This is a genomic window from Staphylococcus sp. HMSC068C09, assembly GCF_001813735.1.
In the GTDB taxonomy this organism is placed as follows: Bacteria; Bacillota; Bacilli; order Staphylococcales; family Staphylococcaceae; genus Staphylococcus; species Staphylococcus hominis.
The window spans coordinates 1-25,206 of sequence record NZ_KV813709.1 but is presented as its reverse complement, the minus strand read 5'-3'; the positions used below and the strand labels follow the sequence as shown (position 1 = coordinate 25,206).

General features: G+C 32.8%; 23 protein-coding genes. All 23 read left to right on the top strand.

Annotated elements, in window-relative coordinates:
- The first annotated feature begins 217 nt into the window (after window positions 1-217).
- The 23 genes from ispE to lysS all read left to right on the top strand — a co-directional run bounded on the left by ispE (window position 218) and on the right by lysS (window position 24,843).
- Window positions 218-1,066 (top strand): 4-(cytidine 5'-diphospho)-2-C-methyl-D-erythritol kinase, encoded by an 849-nt coding sequence (ispE, locus tag HMPREF2930_RS00125; protein ID WP_017176422.1) that lies wholly within the window; start codon window positions 218-220, stop codon window positions 1,064-1,066.
- 14 nt (window positions 1,067-1,080) lie between these two features.
- A complete protein-coding gene (gene purR, locus HMPREF2930_RS00120; RefSeq protein WP_002449943.1) occupies window positions 1,081-1,905 on the top strand; it encodes a pur operon repressor in 825 nt (274 codons plus the stop codon).
- Between the two features lie 15 nt (window positions 1,906-1,920).
- Window positions 1,921-2,301: a RidA family protein gene (locus tag HMPREF2930_RS00115; RefSeq protein WP_002449962.1), complete on the top strand. Its 381-nt coding sequence runs from the start codon at window positions 1,921-1,923 to the stop codon at window positions 2,299-2,301.
- 68 nt (window positions 2,302-2,369) lie between these two features.
- Complete coding sequence (gene spoVG, locus HMPREF2930_RS00110) at window positions 2,370-2,681, top strand: septation regulator SpoVG (RefSeq protein WP_002449945.1); 312 nt, start codon at window positions 2,370-2,372, stop codon at window positions 2,679-2,681.
- Between the two features lie 262 nt (window positions 2,682-2,943).
- The gene (glmU, locus tag HMPREF2930_RS00105) at window positions 2,944-4,299 is read left to right on the top strand and encodes a bifunctional UDP-N-acetylglucosamine diphosphorylase/glucosamine-1-phosphate N-acetyltransferase GlmU (protein WP_017176421.1); all 1,356 of its coding nucleotides are present in this window, start codon (window positions 2,944-2,946) and stop codon (window positions 4,297-4,299) included.
- A gap of 211 nt (window positions 4,300-4,510) precedes the next feature.
- Complete coding sequence (locus HMPREF2930_RS00100; RefSeq protein WP_002449951.1) at window positions 4,511-5,476, top strand: ribose-phosphate diphosphokinase; 966 nt, start codon at window positions 4,511-4,513, stop codon at window positions 5,474-5,476.
- Window positions 5,477-5,648: 172 nt separating this feature from the next.
- Window positions 5,649-6,314 (top strand): 50S ribosomal protein L25/general stress protein Ctc, encoded by a 666-nt coding sequence (locus HMPREF2930_RS00095; RefSeq protein ID WP_017176420.1) that lies wholly within the window; start codon window positions 5,649-5,651, stop codon window positions 6,312-6,314.
- Between the two features lie 305 nt (window positions 6,315-6,619).
- The gene (gene pth / locus HMPREF2930_RS00090; RefSeq protein WP_002449969.1) at window positions 6,620-7,192 is read left to right on the top strand and encodes an aminoacyl-tRNA hydrolase; all 573 of its coding nucleotides are present in this window, start codon (window positions 6,620-6,622) and stop codon (window positions 7,190-7,192) included.
- A 2-nt stretch (window positions 7,193-7,194) separates the two neighbouring features.
- A complete protein-coding gene (gene mfd / locus HMPREF2930_RS00085; RefSeq protein WP_171991288.1) occupies window positions 7,195-10,698 on the top strand; it encodes a transcription-repair coupling factor in 3,504 nt (1,167 codons plus the stop codon).
- Window positions 10,682-12,256, top strand: a complete 1,575-nt coding sequence (locus HMPREF2930_RS00080) for a polysaccharide biosynthesis protein (RefSeq protein WP_017176418.1) — start codon at window positions 10,682-10,684, stop codon at window positions 12,254-12,256. The genes mfd and HMPREF2930_RS00080 overlap by 17 nt, the downstream gene beginning before the upstream one ends.
- A 2-nt stretch (window positions 12,257-12,258) precedes the next feature.
- Window positions 12,259-13,449 (top strand): MazG nucleotide pyrophosphohydrolase domain-containing protein, encoded by a 1,191-nt coding sequence (locus tag HMPREF2930_RS00075; RefSeq protein ID WP_017176417.1) that lies wholly within the window; start codon window positions 12,259-12,261, stop codon window positions 13,447-13,449.
- Complete coding sequence (locus HMPREF2930_RS00070; protein WP_017176416.1) at window positions 13,446-13,727, top strand: RNA-binding S4 domain-containing protein; 282 nt, start codon at window positions 13,446-13,448, stop codon at window positions 13,725-13,727. The genes HMPREF2930_RS00075 and HMPREF2930_RS00070 overlap by 4 nt, the downstream gene beginning before the upstream one ends.
- Window positions 13,728-13,762: 35 nt before the next feature.
- The gene (gene divIC, locus HMPREF2930_RS00065; protein WP_017176415.1) at window positions 13,763-14,158 is read left to right on the top strand and encodes a cell division protein DivIC; all 396 of its coding nucleotides are present in this window, start codon (window positions 13,763-13,765) and stop codon (window positions 14,156-14,158) included.
- A 134-nt stretch (window positions 14,159-14,292) separates the two neighbouring features.
- A complete protein-coding gene (locus HMPREF2930_RS00060; protein ID WP_017176414.1) occupies window positions 14,293-14,694 on the top strand; it encodes a S1 domain-containing RNA-binding protein in 402 nt (133 codons plus the stop codon).
- Window positions 14,695-14,901: 207 nt separating this feature from the next.
- The gene (gene tilS / locus HMPREF2930_RS00055) at window positions 14,902-16,203 is read left to right on the top strand and encodes a tRNA lysidine(34) synthetase TilS (RefSeq protein WP_017176413.1); all 1,302 of its coding nucleotides are present in this window, start codon (window positions 14,902-14,904) and stop codon (window positions 16,201-16,203) included.
- Window positions 16,204-16,743, top strand: a complete 540-nt coding sequence (hpt, locus tag HMPREF2930_RS00050; protein ID WP_017176412.1) for a hypoxanthine phosphoribosyltransferase — start codon at window positions 16,204-16,206, stop codon at window positions 16,741-16,743.
- 283 nt (window positions 16,744-17,026) lie between these two features.
- Entirely contained in the window at window positions 17,027-19,159 is a 2,133-nt protein-coding gene (gene ftsH, locus HMPREF2930_RS00045; RefSeq protein WP_017176411.1) for an ATP-dependent zinc metalloprotease FtsH, read from the top strand.
- A gap of 211 nt (window positions 19,160-19,370) precedes the next feature.
- A complete protein-coding gene (hslO, locus tag HMPREF2930_RS00040) occupies window positions 19,371-20,255 on the top strand; it encodes an Hsp33 family molecular chaperone HslO (RefSeq protein WP_017176410.1) in 885 nt (294 codons plus the stop codon).
- Between the two features lie 196 nt (window positions 20,256-20,451).
- Window positions 20,452-21,384, top strand: coding sequence for a cysteine synthase A (gene cysK, locus HMPREF2930_RS00035; RefSeq protein WP_037541454.1), 933 nt, complete (start codon window positions 20,452-20,454; stop codon window positions 21,382-21,384).
- Between the two features lie 181 nt (window positions 21,385-21,565).
- Window positions 21,566-22,369 carry a dihydropteroate synthase gene (gene folP, locus HMPREF2930_RS00030; RefSeq protein WP_017176409.1) on the top strand — a complete coding sequence of 268 codons (804 nt, stop codon included), beginning with the start codon at window positions 21,566-21,568 and terminating at the stop codon, window positions 22,367-22,369.
- On the top strand, window positions 22,347-22,712 hold the full coding sequence (gene folB, locus HMPREF2930_RS00025; RefSeq protein WP_017176408.1) for a dihydroneopterin aldolase: 366 nt from the start codon (window positions 22,347-22,349) through the stop codon (window positions 22,710-22,712). The genes folP and folB overlap by 23 nt, the downstream gene beginning before the upstream one ends.
- Complete coding sequence (gene folK, locus HMPREF2930_RS00020) at window positions 22,712-23,191, top strand: 2-amino-4-hydroxy-6-hydroxymethyldihydropteridine diphosphokinase (protein WP_017176407.1); 480 nt, start codon at window positions 22,712-22,714, stop codon at window positions 23,189-23,191. Before folB ends, folK begins: the two co-directional genes overlap by 1 nt.
- A 161-nt stretch (window positions 23,192-23,352) precedes the next feature.
- Window positions 23,353-24,843, top strand: a complete 1,491-nt coding sequence (lysS, locus tag HMPREF2930_RS00015) for a lysine--tRNA ligase (RefSeq protein WP_017176406.1) — start codon at window positions 23,353-23,355, stop codon at window positions 24,841-24,843.
- Window positions 24,844-25,206 lie beyond the last annotated feature (363 nt).

The following is a 25,206-nucleotide window of genomic DNA, read 5'->3' as shown; positions in this document are numbered from 1 at the left end:
ATTGGGTGTTGGGCTGTTTAAGTTCAACACTCTTTTTAATTCTTAATCTCTTTTAATAAAATAATAATTTAAATAAATCAAGATTTGCAGTTGAAATTAAGATCATTTATCTCCTAATTTATTAACTTTTAATTATAATTTATAATGTAACTATCAAATATTTTAAGTCTTTATGTTAAAATCATTTTAATACTATTGATGAAGAGAGGGCGGAAAAATGATATATGAAACGGCACCAGCCAAAATTAATTTGACGCTCGATACACTTTTCAAAAGAAATGATGGTTACCATGAAATTGCTATGATAATGACAACAGTAGATCTGAATGATAGATTGTCTTTTCAGAAAAGAAATGATAATAAAATTGTTGTAGATATAGAACATAACTATGTTACTAATGATCATAAAAATCTCGCCTACCAAGCAGCTAAACTGATGATGGAAACATATCAACTTAAACAAGGCGTCACGATTTCGATTGATAAAGATATTCCGGTTTCTGCTGGATTAGCTGGGGGATCAGCTGATGCTGCTGCTACGATGCGAGGAATTAATCGTTTATATGAATTAGGCGCATCTTTAGAAACACTAAGCCAATTAGGCCTTCAAATTGGGACAGATGTTCCATTTTGCATCTATAATAAAACTGCTATATGTAAAGGGAGAGGCGAAAAAATTAAATTTCTAGACAAACCTCCTTCTGCATGGGTGGTATTAGCAAAACCTAATCTTGGAATATCTTCTCCAGATATTTTTAAAGAACTTAATTTAAAAGAGGATTATGATGTACATACAGAAATGTGTGAAGAAGCGATTAGACAGGGAGATTATATGAAATTGTGTAAGAGTTTATCTAATCGTTTAGAAACCGTTTCTATGTCTATGTATCCAGAAATTAAAAAAATTAAAAATAATATGTTGCGTTGTGGTGCTGATGGAGCACTAATGAGTGGGAGTGGACCTACTGTATATGCATTCGCTCAAAAGGAGAGCCAAGCAAAGAAAGTATATAATGCTGTAAATGGCTGTTGTAACGAAGTGTATTTAGTAAGATTATTAGGATAGAAAGGCTGGAACTTATGAGGTATAAAAGAAGTGAACGTATTGTCTTTATGACACAATATTTAATGAACCATCCAAATCAGTTAATTCCATTAACTTTTTTTGTGAAAAAATTTAAACAAGCGAAGTCATCGATTAGTGAAGACGTTCAAATCATCAAAAATACGTTCCAAAAAGAAAAATTGGGAACTGTAATTACAACAGCTGGCGCAAGCGGCGGTGTAACCTATAAGCCGATGATGAGCAAAGAAGAAGCAATCGAAATTATAGAAGAAATCATTACTATGCTACAAGAAAAAGAGCGCTTATTACCAGGTGGATATTTATTTTTATCGGACTTAGTTGGTAACCCATCATTACTTAATAAAGTAGGGAAACTCATTGCTAGTATTTACATGGATGAGAAACTAGATGCAGTAGTGACGATCGCAACGAAAGGGATATCACTTGCCAATGCAGTAGCAAACGTATTAAATTTACCTGTAGTAGTTATTAGAAAAGACAATAAAGTTACTGAAGGTTCTACGGTCTCCATTAACTATGTTTCAGGCTCATCAAGAAAAATTGAAACGATGGTCTTATCGAAACGCACATTAGCTGAAAACTCAAATGTGTTAGTTGTAGATGACTTTATGAGAGCAGGCGGTTCAATAAATGGTGTAATGAATCTTATGAATGAGTTTAAAGCAGAGGTGAAAGGGGTATCTGTACTAGTAGAATCAAAAGAAGTAAAACAAAGATTGATTGAGGATTATACTTCTTTAGTCAAATTATCAGATGTTGACGAATATAATCAAGAATTTAAAGTTGAACCTGGTAATATCTTGTCTAAATTTTCTTAAAAGGAGTTATACACCATGAAAACAATTAATACTAATAAAGCACCTGAAGCGTTAGGACCATATTCTCATGCAATGGTCGTGAATAATTTAGTATTCACATCAGGACAAATTCCATTAGATACTGAAGGAAACATCGTAAGTAGCGATGTCAAAGAACAAACAAAACAAGTATTAGAAAATTTATCTGTTGTACTTGAAGAAGCAGGTTCTGATTTAAACTCTGTTGTAAAAGCAACTATTTTTATTTCTGATATGAATGAATTTCAACAAATTAATGAAGTTTATGGTAGCTACTTTAATGAGCATCAACCTGCGCGAAGTTGCGTAGAAGTGTCTCGCCTACCAAAAGACGTTAAAGTTGAAATTGAATTAGTAGGTAAAGTTAAAGGAATATAATTTACTTAATTAACACATTGTCATGCTTCTAACCACACAAAGATATATATACTAGGGGGGCTCACTGCATGAAAGTGACAGATGTAAGACTTAGAAAAATACAAACAGATGGCAGAATGAAAGCACTCGTTTCTATCACATTAGACGAAGCTTTCGTAATTCATGATTTACGCGTAATCGAAGGCAACTCAGGTCTTTTCGTTGCTATGCCAAGCAAACGTACACCAGATGGTGAATTCCGCGATATCGCACATCCAATCAATTCAGAAATGAGACAAGAAATACAGGATGCTGTGATGAAAGTATATGATGAAACTGACGAAGTGATTCCAGATAAAAATGCTTCATCAGACGTAACAGAAGAATCAGACGAAGCTTAAAATAACAAAAATCAAATCATATTTTTGATAATGGTTATTTTATTAATTATGTAAGCTAAATGACGTGGGGACGAAACTCTAAATTCAAACTTGAATTTTGTTTCGTGCCCATTTTTATTGTTTTATCGATATTTTTTGAAAATTAAATGTATGATGCAAATAATTAAACTCTGTTTACAAAATTTGTTAAATCTTGAAACTATAAGTTGAGTTAAATTATAATTACTTGTGAAGTGCAAATTTTATTGGAGGATTATTATTCATGCAAAGAAATGCAATCATATTAGCAGCTGGAAAAGGAACACGAATGAAATCAAAGAAATATAAAGTGTTACATGAGGTTGCTGGTAAACCAATGGTTGAACATGTACTGACAAATGTTAAAAAAGCGGGCGTAAATCAAATCGTCACTATCGTAGGTCACGGGGCAGAACAAGTAAAAGAGACATTAGGTAATCAGTCATTATATAGTTATCAAAATGAACAATTAGGAACTGCACATGCAGTTAAAATGGCAGAAGAACATTTACATACTCAAGAAGGTACAACATTAGTAGTATGTGGAGATACACCACTTATTACTTCAGAAACTTTACAACGTTTAATTGCACACCATGAAGAAACACAAGCACAAGTTACTGTTTTATCGGCTACAGCTCAGACGCCTTTCGGGTATGGGCGAATCGTACGTGATCAAAATCATCACCTTAATCGCATTGTAGAAGAAAAAGATGCAACAAATGCTCAAAAAGACATCAATGAAATCAGCTCAGGTATATTTGCATTTGATAATAAAACGTTATTCGAAAAACTTAAACAAGTTAAAAATGATAATGCACAGGGTGAATATTATTTACCTGACGTCGTTACTTTAATTTTAGAAGATAATGGAAAAGCAGAAGTGTATCATACTGATGACTTTGATGAAATTATGGGTGTAAATGATCGAATCATGTTAAGTCATGCTGAAAAAGCGTTGCAACATCGTATTAATCATCATCATATGAGAAATGGTGTTACAATCATTGATCCAATCACTACATTTATAGGTCCAGATGTAGAGATAGGTATGGATACTGTTATTGAGCCAGGCGTACGTATCAATGGAAAAACATTCATTGGTGAAGATACACACGTTGGTCAATATTCAGAAATTAACAACAGTCGTATTGGCAATAAAGTTCATATTATACAATCAGTCATCAATGATTCTAGTGTAGGAAATAAGACCAAAGTTGGTCCATTTGCTCAATTAAGACCTGGTTCAAATCTAGGTGCTGAAGTTAAAGTGGGTAACTTTGTAGAAGTTAAGAAAGCAGAATTAAAAGATGGTGCAAAAGTATCACACTTAAGTTATATTGGCGATGCGAAAGTTGGTGAACGTACAAATATTGGTTGTGGTTCAATCACTGTTAATTATGATGGAGTAAATAAATTTAAAACAATCATTGGAAAAGACGCTTTCATTGGTTGTAACACGAATTTGATTGCCCCTGTAACAGTAGGAGATGGCGCTTTAATTGCAGCAGGATCGACGATTACAGATGACATACCTAAAGAAAGCTTAGCATTAGCACGCGCACGTCAAGTAACCAAAGAAGGTTACAATAAAAAATAAAGATTAATATAAGATACAAAAAGACTGTGTCATTTTTCTGTTAAAGGGAATAAATGAATATATAAATATAAAATTTTGAATGTATTACTATCATGCCAAGTTGAGTGATACGTAATAAACATATTATTGGTCAGTTTTTAGTGGAATATAGTAAAAATGCTAGAATTTTTATATAATAGTATTGTCTAAGTAAAAAATTGGAGGACTATAAATGTTAAATAATGAGTACAAAAATTCGTCTTTAAAGATTTTTTCTTTAAAGGGAAATGAACCATTAGCACAAGAGGTTGCTGATCGTGTAGGAATCGAATTAGGGAAATGTTCTGTTAAACGCTTCAGTGACGGTGAAATTCAAATTAATATTGAAGAAAGTATTCGTGGATGTGATGTATTTATCATTCAACCGACTTCTTATCCAGTTAACTTACATTTAATGGAATTATTAATTATGATTGACGCATGTAAACGTGCCTCTGCAGCAAATATCAATATTGTTGTTCCTTATTATGGTTATGCGCGCCAAGATAGAAAAGCGCGTAGTCGTGAACCAATTACTGCAAAATTAGTAGCAAATTTAATTGAAACTGCTGGTGCAAATCGTATGATTGCTTTAGATTTACATGCACCACAAATTCAAGGTTTCTTCGATATTCCAATCGATCACCTAATGGGCGTACCGATTATTGGACAATATTTTGAAAATGATCCTAACATCAACCCAGAAGAATGTGTTGTTGTATCTCCGGATCATGGCGGGGTAACACGCGCACGTAAATTAGCAGACATTTTAAAAACTCCGATTGCTATTATTGATAAACGTCGTCCTAAACCAAACGTGGCAGAAGTGATGAATATCGTTGGTGAAATTGAAGGACGTACAGCTATTATTATCGATGACATTATTGATACGGCAGGAACAATTACTTTAGCTGCTCAAGCATTAAAAGATAAAGGTGCGAAAGATGTATATGCTTGTTGTACACATCCTGTACTCTCAGGTCCTGCAAAAGAACGTATTGAAAATTCAGCGATTAAAGAACTTATTGTTACAAATTCAATCTTACTTGACGATAGTCAAAAACCATCAAACATCAAAGAATTATCTGTAGCTGGTTTAATAGCACAAGCTATTGTTCGTGTATATGAACGTGAGTCAGTAAGTGTATTATTTGACTAAAATTTACAAATGAGTTTGACTTATTATTTTTAAACATGTATAATTTATTCGTTCGTGATTTAACGAATAAATAAACACTTGCAAGCAATATTTAAATTGATGGGCAAGTGAGGAGAAGTTAAGACAATATATTATTATTGTTTCAACTTGAAAATGAAAGGTGGAAATACGAATGGCTTCATTAAAGTCAATCATTCGTCAAGGTAAACAAACTCGTTCTGACCTTAAAAAATTACGTAATACAGGTAAAGTACCTGCTGTTGTTTATGGTTATGGTACTAAAAACACTTCAGTTAAAGTAGATGAAGTTGAATTCATCAAAGTCATCCGTGAAGTTGGACGTAACGGTGTTATTGATTTAGGCGTGGGTTCTAAAACAATTAAAGTTATGGTATCAGATTATCAATTTGATCCACTTAAAAACCAAATTACTCATATCGACTTCTTAGCTATTAACATGACTGAAGAACGTACTGTTGAAGTACCAGTTCAATTAGTTGGTGAAGCAGTTGGCGCTAAAGAAGGCGGCGTAGTTGAACAACCATTATTTGATTTACAAGTTACAGCAACTCCAGAAAATATCCCAGAATCAATTGAAGTAGATATCACTGATTTACAAATAAATGATAGCTATTCAGTTGGGGATATTAAAGTATCTGGTGATTTCACAATTGAAAACGATCCAGAAGAATCTGTTGTTACAGTAGTTCCTCCAACTGATGAACCTTCTGAAGAAGAAATCGAAGCAATGGAAGGTGAATCAGCAACTGAAGAACCTGAAGTAGCTGGTGAAGACAAAGAAGACAAAGAAGACGAAGAAAATAAAGACGAAGAATAATTCGTTGATGACTATGTATTCACTTTAAGTGAGAATGTCTTTAATTAAATTGATAGAAAGAGCCTGATACATGTTCATATGTAGAAGGCTTTTTCTTATGTATATCGGACATTTAAAAAATGAATGTTAAAATAAAGTTGAAGATTGATAACTTATAAAAGAGTGGGTTACGAAATCATTGAATTTCTTTCCTACTCTCTTTTTGTATTATATTGAGTAATATTATAAAATAAGGAGTAATCGACACATATTAAATTAAATGTTCAAATCAATCAAAAAGATGAACACAATGGAGGTTGCAACGTATGAAATGTATTGTGGGTCTTGGTAATATAGGTAAACGTTTTGAACGAACAAGACACAATATTGGCTTTGAAGTGATTGACTATATTTTAGATAAAAATCAATTTACATTAGATAAACAAAAATTCAAAGGCGCTTATACTATTGAACGTTTAAATGGGGATAAAGTGCTATTTATCGAGCCAATGACTATGATGAATTTATCAGGAGAAGCTGTAGGACCTTTAATGGATTACTATAATGTAGAAGTTGAAGATTTAATCGTTTTATACGATGATATGGATTTATCTCAAGGGCATATTCGTCTACGTCAAAAAGGAAGTGCAGGTGGACATAATGGAATGAAATCGATTATTAAACATTTAGGTACAGATCAATTTAAGCGTATTCGTATTGGAGTAGGAAGACCAACGAATGGTATGTCAGTTCCAGATTATGTATTACAAAAATTTTCTAATGAAGAAATGATGACAATGGAAAAAGTAATTGAACATGCTGCACAAGCAGTGGAAGCATTTATTGAGACGTCTCGTTTCGATCATGTTATGAATGAATATAATGGAGAAGTCAATTGAGAATGATTATTTCTGACTATATTCAAAATGACAAACGATTCCAGGAACTTGACGAAGTCTTTGGCAACCAAAATATTTTAGTTACAGGTTTATCTCCCTCAGCCAAAGCAACCATTATTGCTGAAAAATACTTGAATGATGATAAGCAAATGCTATTAATCACAAATAATTTATATCAAGCAGACAAATTAGAAACTGATATATTGCAATACATTGATCATTCTGAAGTTTATAAATATCCAGTCCAAGATATTATGACAGAGGAATTTTCAACTCAAAGCCCACAACTTATGAGTGAACGTGTTAGAACTTTAACGGCATTATCTCATGATAAGAAAGGGTTATTTATCGTTCCTTTAAATGGTTTGAAAAAATGGTTAACTCCAGTAGAATTGTGGAAACATCATCAAATGACTTTAGAAGTTGGCGATGATATCGATGTGGATGAATTTTTAAATAAACTAGTAAACATGGGATATCGACGTGAGAGTGTCGTTTCTCACATTGGTGAGTTTTCTCTACGAGGCGGCATCATTGATATTTACCCCCTTATCGGTCAACCAGTTAGAATTGAATTGTTTGACACTGAAGTCGACTCGATTCGAGACTTTGATGTAGAAACACAACGTTCAAATGATAATGTTGAAAAGGTAGATATCACTACAGCGAGTGATTATATTATTACGGAAGATGTGATTAATCATCTTCAAACAGAATTACAAAAAGCATATGAACAAACACGTCCTAAAATTGATAAATCTGTACGAAATGATTTGAAAGAAACATATGAAAGTTTTAAATTATTTGAATCCACTTTCTTTGATCATCAATTACTTCGCCGTCTAGTTGCTTTTATGTATGACACACCTTCTACACTAATCGATTATTTCCAAAAAGATGCCATTGTAGTAGTTGATGAATATAATCGTATTAAAGAAACTGAAAAGACATTGACTACTGAAGTAGATGATTTTATCCAGAACTTAATTGAAAGTGGTAACGGATTTATTGGGCAGTCATTTATGGAATATGATGGGTTTGAAACGTTAATCAATCATTATCCAGTCACATATTTCACTTTATTTACATCGTCTATGCCAGTGAAGTTGCAACATATTATTAAATTTTCATGTAAGCCAGTGCAACAATTTTATGGACAATATGACATTATGCGTTCAGAATTTCAACGTTATGTAAGCAATAATTACACTATTGTAGTACTTGTAGAAACTGAAACGAAAGTTGAGCGTATTCAATCGATGCTTAATGAAATGCATATTCCTACTGTTACAAATATTCACTCAGAGATTGAAAGTGGACAAGCAATTGTAACAGAAGGTAGTCTATCAGAAGGTTTCGAACTGCCTTATATGCAACTTGTTGTAATTACGGAACGAGAATTATTTAAAACCAAACAGAAAAAACAACGAAAACGGACTAAAACAATTTCTAATGCTGAAAAAATTAAATCTTATCAAGATTTAAATGTTGGAGATTATGTTGTCCATGTGCACCATGGTGTGGGACGTTATTTAGGCGTTGAAACACTAGAAGTTGGAGACGTCCATAGAGATTATATTAAATTACAATATAAAGGAACCGATCAACTTTTTGTACCTGTTGATCAAATGGATCAAGTACAAAAATATGTTGCTTCAGAAGATAAATCGCCTAAATTAAATAAACTAGGCGGCTCAGAATGGAAAAAAACGAAAGCCAAAGTACAACAAAGTGTTGAAGATATCGCAGATGAACTTATTGCACTATATAAAGAACGAGAAATGTCAGTAGGTTATCAATATGGTGAAGATACGGCTGAGCAACATGATTTCGAAATGGACTTCCCATATGAACTTACACCAGACCAAGCTAAATCTATTGAAGAAATTAAAGAAGATATGGAAAAAGAACGTCCAATGGATCGCTTGCTATGTGGAGATGTGGGTTACGGAAAAACTGAAGTTGCTGTACGCGCGGCCTTTAAAGCTGTCATGGAAGGCAAACAAGTTGCCTTTTTAGTGCCTACAACGATTCTAGCGCAACAACACTACGAAACATTGATTGAACGGATGCAAGATTTTCCAGTAGAAATTCAGTTGATTAGTCGATTCCGTACTGCTAAGGAAGTTAGAGAGACTAAAGAAGGTCTAAAATCTGGATACGTTGATATCGTTGTTGGAACACATAAACTATTGAGTAAAGACATTCAATATAAAGATCTAGGATTACTTATTGTCGATGAAGAACAACGTTTTGGCGTACGTCATAAAGAACGTATTAAAACATTGAAAACCAATGTAGATGTATTGACACTTACAGCCACGCCAATTCCAAGAACATTGCATATGAGTATGCTTGGTGTACGTGACTTATCTGTCATCGAAACACCTCCAGAAAACCGCTTCCCTGTACAAACCTATGTATTAGAGCAAAATAGTAATTTTATTAAAGAGGCTTTAGAACGTGAACTTTCTCGTGATGGACAAGTATTCTACCTTTACAATAAAGTACAGTCTATTTATGAAAAGCGTGAACAGTTACAAATGTTGATGCCAGAAGCAAACATTGCTGTTGCTCATGGACAGATGACAGAGCGAGATTTGGAAGAAACCATGTTGAGTTTTATTAATGGAGAGTACGACATTTTAGTTACAACAACCATTATAGAAACAGGTGTCGATGTGCCTAATGCGAACACATTAATCATAGAAGAAGCGGATCGTTTTGGTTTAAGTCAACTTTATCAATTACGTGGTAGAGTTGGACGTTCAAGTCGTATTGGATATGCTTACTTCTTACATTCTGCTAATAAAGTATTAACAGAAACAGCTGAAGAACGTTTACAAGCGATTAAAGAATTCACTGAATTAGGTTCAGGATTTAAAATTGCCATGCGTGATTTAAATATACGTGGAGCCGGTAATTTATTAGGTAAGCAACAACATGGATTCATTGATTCAGTAGGTTTTGATTTGTATTCTCAAATGTTAGAAGAAGCGGTAAACGAAAAACGTGGTATTACAGAAGAAACCCCTGATGCACCAGATGTTGAAATGGAATTACACTTAGACGCGTATTTACCAGCAGAGTATATTCAAAATGAACAAGCTAAAATAGAAATTTATAAGAAATTGCGTAAAGTTGAAACTGAAGAACAGCTTTTTGATGTGAAAGATGAATTACTTGATCGCTTCAATGATTATCCTGTAGAAGTAGAACGTTTATTAGAAATGGTAGAAATTAAAATACATGCTTTACATGCAGGCGTGACATTGATTAAAGATAAAGGAAAACAAATTGAAGTATTTCTTTCAACTAAAGGTACAGAACAGATAAATGGTGAAGAATTATTTAAACAAACTCAACCTTTAGGACGAACAATGAAGTTGGGTGTTAAAGAAGGTAAAATGCATATTACTCTAACAAAATCTAAACAGTGGTTAGAAAACTTAAAATTCTTAGTAAAATGTCTTGAAGGAAGTATGGAACTTGAGTACGAATTATAAATCGTCATCTGAAGTTTCATCTTCTTCTAAGAATTCACGACAACATTCAGCATTTAATGGCGTAGTGATTTTAACGCTTGCTTTAGTCATTGTTAAAGTATTAAGTGCAATTTATCGAGTTCCATATCAAAATATTTTAGGTGACTCTGGATTATATGCCTATCAACAAATTTATCCTATTGTAGCGCTAGGTATGATACTATCAATGAATGCAGTTCCTAGTGCTGTCACTCAAGTATTTGGAAGTCACAGTGGAACTGAAGTATTTTCAAAAACACTTCTAAGATTTCAAATGATAGGTCTTATTATTTTTAGTGTGATTTTAGTATTCTCCCATCCATTAGCACTGTTAATGGGAGATGCTCACTTAGCACCAATGCTAAAAATGGCAAGTTTTAGCTATTTGTTTATAGGAATCCTGGGTGTGATTAGAGGCTTTTATCAAAGTAGACAACAAATGAATATACCAGCTATTTCACAAGTAATAGAACAATGTATTCGTGTGTGTGTTATTATTATAGCTATTTTAATGTTTATGTTTAAAGAATGGACCATTTATCAAGCTGGAGCACTTGCAATATTAGCCTCAGCCCTTGGATTTTTAGGTTCTAGTCTATATTTATTAGCAACAAGACCTTTCCGATTACAATTAAATCAGCACTCATATCCTCTTCCTTGGAAACAGCTAATACTTGCGACTCTCGTATTTGCATTAAGTCAATTATTAGTTATTTTATGGCAATTTATAGATAGTTTTACAGTCGTTCATATGCTACAAACATATGGTTTAGGATTTAGAGAAGCGATTATGCAAAAAGGGATCTATGATAGAGGTGCTTCATTTATTCAAATAGGTTTAATAGTGACAACTACATTTAGCTTTGTCCTAATTCCATTACTTACAGATGCAATGTCTGATCATAATCATGTTCTTATGAATCGTTATACAAATGCATCTTTAAAAATCACACTACTCATTAGCGTAGCAGCAGGTATAGGTCTTATTAATATACTACCGATGATGAACCATGTATTTTTCAAAACAGATCAATTAAGCTTCACACTTAGTATTTATATGCTTACTGTAATTGGTGTATCGCTTATCATGATGGACATCGCACTTTTACAAGTGATGAATCAAATTCGCCCTATTTTTATTGGTGTGATGTCAGGACTACTATTTAAAATTATCTTTAATGTGATTTTTATTCACTTTATGGGAATTTTAGGTGCAAGTATAAGCACAGTGCTTTCGCTTATGATATTTGTTACTATTTTACATTATGAGGTCGTTAAATATTATCGTTTTAATCGCATGCGCGCGTTTATTGTTAAATTGATGAGTGCGCTCATTATAATGTCAGTAGTCATACAGGGGTTGCGAATGTTATTACCTCCTGTAGGCCGTTTAGGAAGTCTAATTGAGTTGTTAATTATAGTAGGAATAGGGGGTCTCATATTCCTATTCCTTGTTATGTATATGAATATTTTAGGATATAAAGAATTAAAACACTTACCATTCGGCGATAAACTGTATCGCATAAAGAAAGGAAGATAGATATGACGCATACCCTTACCATTGTTGGTATAGGCAATCATAGTATGGATGATTTACCTTTAGGTGTCTATCGCTTTTTGAAACAGCAACAGAGTGTATATGCAAGGACACTCGAACATCCTGTTATTAAAGATTTAAAAAGTGACATTGAATTTAAAAGCTTTGATGACGTGTACGAAAAGTATGATCAATTTGAAGCGGTGTATCAACATATTGTTGAAACTTTAATAGAAGAAACGCGTATACAAGATACTGTTTACGTAGTGCCTGGACATCCTCGTGTAGCTGAAACGACGACTGCTAAATTACTTGATTACAATAAAAATAATGATGATATACATGTAAAGATTTTAGGTGGGAAAAGTTTTATAGATGATATATTTGTCGCAATCGATGAAGATCCTAATGATGGATTTACATTATTAGATGGTACTATTTTGAAAGAAAACACATTAAATATTCGAACACATACTCTCATTACACAAGTATATAGTGCGATGATTGCAGCAGATGTTAAACTCACATTAATGGAACGTTATCCAGACGATTTTAAAGTGAAGATAGTTACAGGCGCTAATAGTCAAGGCGCTAAAGTATTAGAAGTACCGTTATTTGAGTTAGATCATAATGAGGATATGTTTAACAATCTGACAAGTGTATTTGTGCCTAAAATAACGCGTGATGAAGATATGTATACTGATTTTGATTTTGCAGTTTATATTATTGACCATCTAGTGGATGATGAAAAAGGCTGTCCGTGGGATCGTGTGCAAACGCACGAATCACTTAAACGTTATTTATTAGAAGAAACATTTGAATTGTTTGAAGCAATAGATAATGAAGATGATTGGCATATGATTGAAGAACTCGGAGATATCTTATTACAAGTGCTACTTCATGCGAGTATTGGTAAAAAAGAAGGATATATGGATATTAAAGAAGTTATTGAAAGTTTAAATGCTAAAATGATTCGTCGACATCCTCACATATTCGGAGATAAAACAGTTGAAACAATAGAAGATTTAAATGATGTCTGGAAGAATGCAAAAGCAAAAGAAGGTAAAATACCTCGTGTGAAATTTGAGAAAGTATTTGCAGACCATTTTATGACATTGTATGATAAAACCAAAAATAAGGATTTTAATGAAGAAACCCTTAAAAATTATTTACAACAAGGGGAGAATGATAAATGAGATTAGATAAATATTTAAAAGTATCAAGACTTGTAAAACGTCGTACACTTGCTAAAGAAATTAGTGATCAAGGACGTGTAACAATTAACGGTAATGTAGCTAAAGCTGGCACAGATGTAAAAGTGGAAGACGAATTAGTCATTCGTTTTGGACAAAAACGTGTAACGGTTAAAGTAACTGGATTAAGTGAACATGCCTCAAAAGAAAATGCTAAAAATATGTATGAACTGATTAAAGAAGAACGAGTTCAACCATCTGCACAATCTGAAGAAGTGTAGTCTATGATTGAAACGTTTAAAGGAGGTGACAAGTTATGAGTAAAAAGGTAGAACATATTGATAATCAATATACTTCAGAACGAAATCGAAAGAAACAACGTCAACAAAAACGAATGCGTGTCGTTCGTCGAAGAGTAACAGTTTTTGGAGGATTATTATTAGCGATTATTATTATTCTATCTATCATGCTTGTCTTCCAAAAACAAAGTAACAATCAAGCAACAATAGAACGAAAGCATAAAGAAGAACAATTTCAGAAGAAACAAGATGAGGAAATAGCATTAAAAGAAGAGCTTAATAATCTTAACGATAAAGATTATATAGAGAAAGTTGCTCGAGATGACTATTATTTAAGTAACAATGGAGAAATTATTTTTAAATTGCCTAATGATAAATCATCGTCTAATTCTAAATCCTCTAGTAATAATTAAAAAGAGTAGGCAACTTTAAAAATTAAAGTAAAACGCTTAATTTAAAATAATCGTTTTATAGCATTGTGTAAATTTTAAAACAGGAATATAATAAGGTTAAAATTGAAACATTATCGGGAGGATTTATTTAGAATATGTCAATCGAAGTAGGAAACAAGCTAAAAGGTAAAGTGACAGGTATCAAAAAATTTGGTGCGTTTGTAGAATTACCTGAAGGTAAAAGTGGCTTAGTTCATATTAGTGAAGTTGCTGATAATTATGTTGAAAATGTAGAAGATCATTTATCAGTTGGAGATGAAGTGGAGGTAAAAGTTTTATCTATTGCAGATGATGGTAAAATCAGTCTCTCAATTAAAAAAGCGAAAGATCGTCCTCGTCGTCCACATCACAAATCTAATCAAAATAAACCGCCTCAACAAAAAGCAGAAGATTTTGAAAAGAAATTAAGTAATTTCTTAAAAGACAGTGAAGACAAATTGACTTCTATTAAACGTCAAACAGAATCAAGACGTGGTGGTAAAGGATCTAGACGTTAATTATATCTGTGTGAATAAATATAGCTAAGTTAACGGAGCCCTGGTTCCAATCATTTATTCTAGATTAATATGTATTGATAATAACTTAAGGGCATAAGATCATGTAAGATCTATGCCAGGGGTGAGATAAAGAACTGAAATTAAAGTTCTATCTCACTCTTTTTTCGTTATATCAATTATTTAGCCTAAGTCAGGAGGTTCAGTAATGTGAAAGTGAAAACGTCTCTTTGGAAAAAGACGGATCATTTAGCTGTTGCAGTATCTACAGGGATTGATAGTATGTGTTTATTATATAAATTATTAAATGACTTATCACATTCATATCAATCTATAACATGCTTGCATGTAAATCATGGTTTGAGAGATGCATCTGTCGAAGAAGAACGATTTATTAAACAATTCTGCAAGCAACATCAAATCCCCTGTTATGTTAAACAGTTAGATTTATCTAAAATAGTAGAAAAAGGAAAAAGTATTCAATCTGAAGCGAGAGATTTACGTTATCAATGGTTTGATGAGATGATGAGTAAGATAAATGCTGATGTGTTATTAACTGCTCATCATTTAAATGATCAACTTGAAACGATTTTTTATCGCGTTTTTACTGGTCGATCAACACGCAATTCATTAGGGATGAATGAATGTACTGAGCGAAATCATTATTTTATTTGTCGTCCTCTGATAGAGACATATAAAAATGATATAAAACAATATCAAACCATTCACCATGTGCCTTTTTATGAAGATGAATCTAATCACCATAATAAATATGCAAGAAATGACATTCGCAATCGACTTTTACCAGCTATTGATGAAAATAAGGACTTCAATGTGGAACAATTATTAAAGTTGAAACATTGGCATGATATGCAATTACAACTTACACAACAACGAATAAGTTGTTTTATAGAACAACATGTTAACTTTCACCTTAATAAAGAACGTATACAATTATCTCGAGCGTCTTTTAATCAACTAGATGAAATTTCAAAAATGATTTTATTAGATCGTTTATTTGAGATGCTTCAGTTAAATAAATCGTTTTCAGAAAAAAATTATAATGAATGGTTCGAACAAATTGAGAGTAAACAATCTCAAATTAAAATTCCCCTCACTGAAAAATGGATAATTCAAATTGCATATGATAAATTTATAATAATGGCTCATTATGAACAATCTCTACTTGAAGAACAAATTGTTACACATCCTTATACATATCAATTTGGTCATTATTTAATTACAATTCATCCAAATGAGAATGATGAAGCAATAGATTGGCCTCTAACGATTCGAACACGTAGAGATGGAGATAAGTTTAAGTTAAATGGTAGTCATGGACATAAAAAAGTAAGTCGTTTATTTATTGATAAAAAAATTGATAGCATAGAACGTACACAAATACCTATCATTTTAGATGCAAAACAACGAGTGATAGCTATAGGACAACTTTATGTGGCGACAAGCTTTAAACATATAATAGATATTAAAAAAATTGGAGATGACTCATAAATGAAAGATGATTTAAAAGATATTTTATTAACTGAAGAAGAAATCCAAGAAATTTGTAAAGATTTAGGTGAACAATTAACGAGAGATTACAAAGATAAACCACTTGTTTGTGTTGGTATCCTTAAAGGTTCAGTTATGTTTATGGCAGATTTAATTAAACGTATTGATACACATTTAGCAATTGATTTTATGGATGTTTCAAGTTATCACGGTGGTACAGAATCAACAGGAGAAGTACAAATTTTAAAAGACTTAAGTGCTTCTATTGAAAACAAAGATGTACTTATTATTGAAGATATTTTAGAAACAGGTACAACTTTAAAATCAATTACTGAATTACTACAATCACGCAAAGTTAACTCATTAGAAATCGTTACATTGTTAGATAAACCAAACCGTCGTAAAGCGGATATTGAAGCCAAATACGTTGGCAAAAAAATACCTGATGAGTTTGTAGTAGGATATGGTTTAGATTATGCTGAGCATTATCGAAATCTTCCTTACATTGGTACATTAAAACCGGAAATTTACAATAAATAAAATTTTATAATGTATTAGCAAATACAATAGATAGATTTTTAAATATAATAACTATACTAACGATATAAATTAGTGTAGACTCATTTTATATTCAAAATTGTCATTTTGTGAAACGACTATACATAGATATGTAAAGCCGAAAACAAAGAATGAGTAAATGATGAATATAAAATAATTAACTAGAATTAGAAAAGCGCTACAAAAGTTGAAATACTAGCCTTTATAAGCTAGATTATGTTACAATTTTTGTTAGCTTTATTATAGAAATAGGAGGAAATGACGCATGCAGAAAGCTTTTCGCAATGTGCTAGTTATCGCAATTATTGGCGTTATTATATTCGGTGTTTTCTCATATATCAATGGTAATGGAAATACACCGAAACAACTTTCCTATTCACAGTTTGTAGAGAAATTGGATAAAGGTGATCTTAAAACTTTAGAAATCCAACCTGAACAAAATGTGTACTTGGTAAGTGGTAAAACTAAAAATGATGAAGATTATTCTTCAACGATTTTATACAATAACGAAAAAGATTTACAAAAAATAACAAGTGAAGCTCGTAGCCAAAAAGGATTAGATTTTACAGTTAAAGAAGAAGAAAAACAAAGTGTCTTTGTCAGTATGTTGACAACGCTTATTCCTGTATTAATTATTGCTTTCTTATTTATATTCTTCCTTAGCCAAGCACAAGGTGGCGGCGGTGGAGGTCGTATGATGAACTTTGGTAAATCCAAAGCAAAAATGTACGACAATCAAAAACGTCGTGTTCGCTTCTCAGATGTTGCTGGGGCAGACGAAGAAAAACAAGAGTTAATTGAAATTGTAGATTTCTTAAAAGATAATAAGAAATTTAAGAAAATGGGTTCAAGAATTCCTAAAGGTGTCTTACTTGTAGGCCCACCAGGTACAGGTAAAACATTATTAGCACGTGCCGTTGCAGGTGAAGCTGGAGCTCCATTCTTCTCAATCAGTGGTTCTGACTTCGTTGAAATGTTTGTAGGTGTTGGTGCAAGTCGAGTACGTGATTTATTTGAAAATGCTAAGAAAAATGCACCATGTATTATTTTCATAGACGAAATTGATGCTGTTGGTCGTCAACGTGGTGCAGGTGTTGGTGGCGGTCACGATGAACGTGAACAAACGCTTAACCAATTATTAGTTGAAATGGATGGTTTCGGTGAGAATGAAGGTATCATTATGATTGCAGCAACCAACCGTCCTGACATTTTAGACCCTGCATTATTACGTCCTGGTCGTTTCGATAGACAAATTCAAGTAGGTCGTCCAGATGTTAAAGGCCGTGAAGCGATTCTTCATGTTCATGCTAAAAACAAACCACTTGATGAAACTGTCGATTTAAAAGCTATTTCTCAAAGAACGCCTGGTTTCTCTGGTGCTGATTTAGAAAACCTATTGAACGAAGCATCATTAATTGCCGCACGTGAAGGTAAAAATAAAATTGATATGCGTGATATTGAAGAAGCAACAGACCGAGTGATTGCGGGTCCAGCGAAAAAATCTCGTGTTATTTCTGATAAAGAACGTAATATTGTAGCACATCATGAAGCAGGGCATACAGTCATTGGTATGGTACTTGATGAAGCAGAAGTTGTACACAAAGTAACGATTGTGCCTCGTGGACAAGCAGGTGGTTACGCAATGATGTTACCTAAACAAGACCGCTTCTTAATGACAGAACCAGAATTGTTAGATAAAATTTGTGGTCTTTTAGGTGGTCGTGTATCTGAAGATATTAACTTCCATGAAGTATCAACTGGTGCTTCAAACGACTTTGAAAGAGCAACACAAATTGCACGTTCAATGGTCACTGAATATGGTATGAGTAAGAAATTAGGACCTTTACAATTCTCTACAAGCGGTGGCGGTCAAGTCTTCTTAGGTAAAGATATGCAAGGTGAACCTAACTATTCAGGCCAAATTGCTTATGAAATTGATAAAGAAGTTCAACGTATTATTAAAGAACAATATGAACGTTGTAAACAAATTTTATTAGAACATGAATCACAATTGAAACTGATTGCTAAAACATTATTAACTGAAGAAACACTAGTAGCAGAACAAATACGTTCATTATTCTATGATGGTGTTTTACCAACAGTGGATTATGATGCAGCTAAAGTGGTAAAAGATGAAGATAAAGATGATTCTGAGTTCTCAAACGGTAAATATGGTAAATCTTATGATGACATTCGTGAAGAACAACTTGAAGAAGGTCGTAAAGATGAAGCAGAAGACCGCAGAGAAGATGACAGAATCGATCATGATAAAAACAATCATCGTTCAGACCGTAATCAATCTCAAAATCATTCACAACGAAATGATAGAGATGAAACAGGTTATGAACAATCTCCAAATATAGAGCATCCAACAGATTCAAATCATAGAGAATCATAGCTAGTCATAAAAACTCTTTCGACTCGGGTTAAATAACCTTAATCGAAAGAGTTTTTAATATGATATAGGAGCATTATATACCCTAGAGCAAGTTACTTCATATTCTTAAATAAGCAGTGTAAAATAGATATTCTTAATAAAGGATTTAATATTAGATTTTAAAATAAATGAAACAAACGAAATAAAATAACATAAAGGAGAGATTAGAGTAATGACACATGATTATATTGTTAAATCATTGGCTTTTGATGGAGAAGTACGTGCGTATGCTGCATTAACAACTGAATCAGTTCAAGAAGGCCAAACACGTCACTATACATGGCCTACAGCTTCAGCAGCGATGGGGAGAACAATGACAGCAACGTTATTAATGGGGGCAATGTTAAAAGGAGATCAAAAGCTTACTGTCACAGTAGATGGTAAGGGCCCAATTGGTCGAATTATTGCTGATGCAGATGCACAAGGAAATGTCCGTGCATATGTTGACCATCCTCAAACCCATTTTCCACTTAATGATCAAGGTAAATTGGATGTAAGACGAGCAGTAGGTACTGAGGGTGCAATTCAAGTCGTTAAGGATGTAGGAATGAAAGATTATTTCTCAGGCGCAAGTCCAATCGTTTCTGGTGAGCTTGGAGAAGATTTCACTTATTATTTTGCGACAAGTGAACAAACACCGTCATCAGTGGGATTAGGGGTACTTGTTAACCCTGATAATTCTATTAAAGCAGCGGGTGGATTTATTATACAAGTCATGCCAGGCGCTAAAGAAGAAACTATTACTAAATTAGAAAATGCAATTAACCAAATGCAGCCAGTTTCTAAATTGATTGAACAAGGCTTAACACCAGAAGGTATCTTAAATGAAATTTTAGGTGAAGAGAATGTACAAATTTTGGAAACAATGGATGCACAATTTGAATGTAATTGTAGTCATGAAAAATTCCTAAATGCAATTAAAGGTTTAGGTGAAGCAGAAATTGAAGATATGATTAAAGAAGATCATGGTGCTGAGGCCGTGTGTCATTTCTGTGGAAATAAATATCATTATTCTGAAGGCGAACTTCAAGAACTACTTGATACAATAAAAAAATAGTAGAATGTTGATGAGCAATAAACGTATGTTTATTGCTCTTTTTTTATGGGAAGAACTAAATGTAACTAATGAAAGTAAAATATTACATCATATTTAAAGAAATATCTTTGTCTTTTTAGAAAATTCTGATAGAATATAGTTATATCCGATAGAAAAACTAAGTTTTAAATTAGAAAGTTAAAGGAGCGTTTTTTCGATGGCACAAAAACCTGTAGAAAATATTACACAAATTATTGGCAACACACCGGTAGTAAAATTAAGAAACGTAGTAGATGAAGATGCGGCAGATGTATATGTAAAATTAGAGTATCAAAATCCAGGTGGCTCTGTAAAAGACCGTATTGCTTTAGCAATGATTGAAAAAGCTGAAAAAGAAGGGAAAATTAAACCTGGTGATACAATTGTAGAACCAACAAGTGGTAATACTGGTATTGGTTTAGCATTTGTTTGTGCAGCTAAAGGTTATAAAGCAGTATTTACTATGCCTGAAACAATGAGTTCTGAACGTCGCAACTTATTAAAAGCATATGGTGCGGAATTAGTGTTAACACCTGGATCTGAAGCAATGAAAGGTGCTATTAAGAAAGCTAAAGAATTGAAAGAAGAACATGGTTATTTCGAACCTCAACAATTTGAAAATCTAGCTAACCCTGAAGTACATGCATTAACAACTGGTCCTGAATTAGTTGAACAATTTGAAGGCAAACAAATTGATGCTTTCTTAGCAGGTGTTGGTACTGGCGGTACACTATCTGGTGTAGGTAAAGTCTTAAAAGAGAAATATCCTAACGTTGAAATTGTAGCAATTGAACCAGAAGGATCTCCTGTATTAAGTGGTGGAGAACCTGGACCACATAAATTACAAGGTTTAGGTGCTGGCTTTGTACCTGATACTTTAAATACTAATATTTATGATAGTATCATTAAAGTTGGTAATGAAACTGCAATGGAAACATCACGTCGTGTGGCTAAAGAAGAAGGTATCTTAGCAGGTATTTCTTCAGGCGCAGCAATTTATGCAGCAATCGAAAAAGCAAAAGAGTTAGGTAAAGGTAAAACAGTTGTAACAGTATTACCAAGTAATGGTGAACGTTACTTATCTACACCATTATATTCATTCGATGACTAATGATGATATAAGTTGATATTTGAATATCATGTTTTAAATAAGAAATGGCTGGTTTCGTAAAAGGCGGAGCCAGCTATTTTTTAGTATAAAGGTTCTTTTAGTTAACAATACTGAAATATAGACTAAATGAGTGTATCATGTGAGTATACATATTTATTTTTAAAACAAAGGATGATTGATAGTGGGTAAAACAAAAATTATGGGAATCTTAAATGTAACGCCTGATTCATTTTCAGATGGTGGTCAGTATAATTCAATTGATAACGCAGTTACACGTGCTAAAGAAATGATTGATGAAGGCGTAGATATTATTGATGTAGGAGGCGTATCAACAAGACCTGGGCACACAGAAGTGTCTTTAGAAGAAGAAATGCAACGTGTAGTGCCAGTTGTAGAAGAATTAGTAAAACTAAATGTACAAATTTCCATAGATACATATCGCAGTGAAGTTGCTGAAGCTTGTCTAAGATTAGGGGCCACAATGATTAATGACCAATGGGCTGGGTTATATGATCCTCATATTTTAGATGTAGTTGCTAAATATGAAGCGGAAATTGTGTTAATGCATAATGGAGATGGCCAACGTGACCAACCAGTTGTAGAAGAAATGCTATTAACACTTATAAAGCAAGCAAATAAAGCAGAAATGGCAGGGATTCCAAAACATAAAATATGGTTAGATCCTGGAATTGGATTTCCCAAAAGTAGAAAAGAAAAAAATGAAGTAATGGCTCGATTAGATGAATTAGTTGCTACAGAGTATCCAGTTTTATTAGCGACAAGTCGTAAAAGTTTTATTAGAGATATGATTTCTACTGATACGACACCTAAAGAAAGAGATGAGGCCACTGCTGCTACTACTGCCTATGGTATAATGAAAGGCATAAAAGCAGTTCGCGTACATAATGTTGAATTAAATGTACGTTTAGCTCAAGGTATAGATTTTTTGAAGGAGAATGAAAATGAACGACATGATCTTTCTTAAAGGGATGAAGTTTTATGGATATCATGGTGCACTCGCAGCTGAGAATGAAATAGGTCAAATTTTTTTAGTAGACGTAACTTTAAAAGTAGACTTATCAAAAGCGGGGCAGACAGATAATGTTAAAGATACTGTGCATTATGGTGAAGTATTTGAGGATGTAAAAGATATTGTTGAAGGTCCACCTTGCAATTTAATCGAGCATCTAGCTGAACGTATTGCAAAACGTATAAATTCACACTATAATCGTGTAATGGAAACGAAAGTCAGAATCACTAAAGAAAATCCACCTATACCTGGTCATTACGATGGTGTGGGTATTGAAATAGTGAGGGAGAATCGTTAATGGTACAAGCATATTTAGGTTTAGGAAGTAATATTGGTGATAGAAAACAACAACTTCTTAAGGCAATTGATTTAATTGGAAACATTAAGGGTATAAAGGTAACAAAACAATCATCGATATATGAAACTGCACCGATTGGCTATACTGATCAGCCTAATTTCTTGAATTTGTGTTTAGAGATTGAAACCGAGTTGTCACCTCAGCAATTGCTTAAGCATTGTTTAGACATTGAACAACAACTGCATCGAGTAAGAGAAATACGTTGGGGTCCTAGAACATTAGATATAGATATCTTATTATATAGTGATAATATTATTGAAACAGACAATTTAAGTATACCTCACCCACGAATGCAAGAACGTGCTTTTGTACTTATACCGTTGAACGATATTGCATCGGACAAAAAGGATCCACGATTAAATCAGAAAATTCATGATTTAGTTTTTCCAGATGATACGGTTAAGAAATATAAAGATTAAGTGCTAAGATAAGTGCTTAAATTCTTAAGATATAAATATATTTTAAGAATTTAACTATGTGACTATGTATAAAATAGTGAATGGAAAATATTTTACAATATTTTTAATAAGTACATAACATCCATTAATAGTAAAACAGGAAGATTAAAGGAGAGAGAGTAATGTCAGAAGAAATGAATGACCAAATGCAGGTTCGTCGACAAAAATTACAAGAACTTATTGATTTAGGAATTGACCCATTTGGTAAACGCTTTGAACGCACAGCTACTGCAAGTGAATTAAAAGAAAAATGGGATCATTTTTCTAAAGAAGAATTACATGAAAAAGAAGACGAAAGTCATGTTTCTATTGCAGGGCGTTTAATGACAAAACGTGGTAAAGGTAAAGCAGGATTTGCACATGTACAAGATTTAACTGGTCAAATTCAAATTTATGTACGTAAAGATCAAATTGGCGAAGAACCTTTTGATAACCTTTGGAAAACAACGGATTTAGGTGACATTGTAGGTATTGAAGGTGTCATGTTTAAAACAAATACTGGCGAATTATCAGTAAAAGCAAAATCATTTACATTATTATCTAAAGCTTTAAGACCATTACCTGATAAATTTCATGGTTTACAAGATATTGAGCAAAGATATCGCCAACGTTATCTAGATTTAATTACTAACCAAGATAGTACTCGTACATTTATTAACCGTAGTAAAATCATCCAAGAAATGAGAAATTATTTAAATCAAAGAGGTTATTTAGAAGTAGAAACGCCAATGATGCATCAAATCGCTGGTGGTGCTGCAGCTCGACCATTTGTTACCCATCATAATGCACTAGATGCAACGTTATATATGCGTATTGCGATAGAATTACATTTAAAACGATTAATTGTAGGCGGATTAGAAAAAGTTTATGAAATTGGTCGTGTATTCCGTAATGAAGGTGTATCAACACGCCATAATCCTGAGTTTACTATGATAGAGTTATATGAAGCATATGCCGATTATCATGATATTATGGATTTAACAGAATCTATGGTTAGACATATTGCACAAACTGTATTAGGTTCAGCAAAAGTGCAATATAATGGCGAAGAAATTGACTTAGAATCAGATTGGAAACGACTTCATATTGTAGACGCTGTTAAAGAGGCTACAGGTGTAAACTTTTATAATGTGAAAACGGATGAAGAAGCTAAAGCATTAGCTAAAGAGCATGGTATCGAAATTACAGAAAACATGAAATATGGACATATTTTAAATGAATTCTTTGAACAAAAAGTTGAAGAAACATTAATTCAACCTACATTTATTTATGGACATCCAATTGAAATTTCTCCACTTGCTAAGAAAAATCCAGAAGATCCAAGATTTACTGATCGTTTCGAGTTGTTTATTGTAGGTAGAGAACATGCAAATGCTTTCACAGAATTAAATGATCCAATCGATCAACGTGAACGTTTTGAAGCACAACTTGTTGAAAAAGAACAAGGTAACGATGAAGCTCATGAAATGGATGAAGATTACATTGAAGCGCTTGAATACGGTATGCCACCAACAGGCGGACTAGGAATTGGAATTGATCGTTTAGTTATGTTGTTAACAGATTCACCATCTATTAGAGATGTATTATTATTCCCTTACATGAGACAAAAATAAGATCAATATAAATTAAAAGCGTTGCTTGCTAAGGTAAGCAACGCTTTTTTATGAAAAACAAAATGAAAAAAATTAATTAAAAAAGTACTAGATATTATATATATGATGTGGTAGTATACTATGAGTGTTCAAAAATTAAATCCTTTTTTAAAAATTAATTTAAAAAATCTTTAAAAACTTATTGACATTAAACTTTGTTTATTATAAGATATAAAAGTCGTCAAAAACGAAAGTTAATTTTGTAAAACGCTTGTAAAAAGAATTTTAATAAAGTGTAAAATTAACTATTGAAAAATTAATTAATTAGTAATATACTTGTTTAAGTAAGTTGTTGTCTGGTGACAATGGCAAGGAGGTCACACC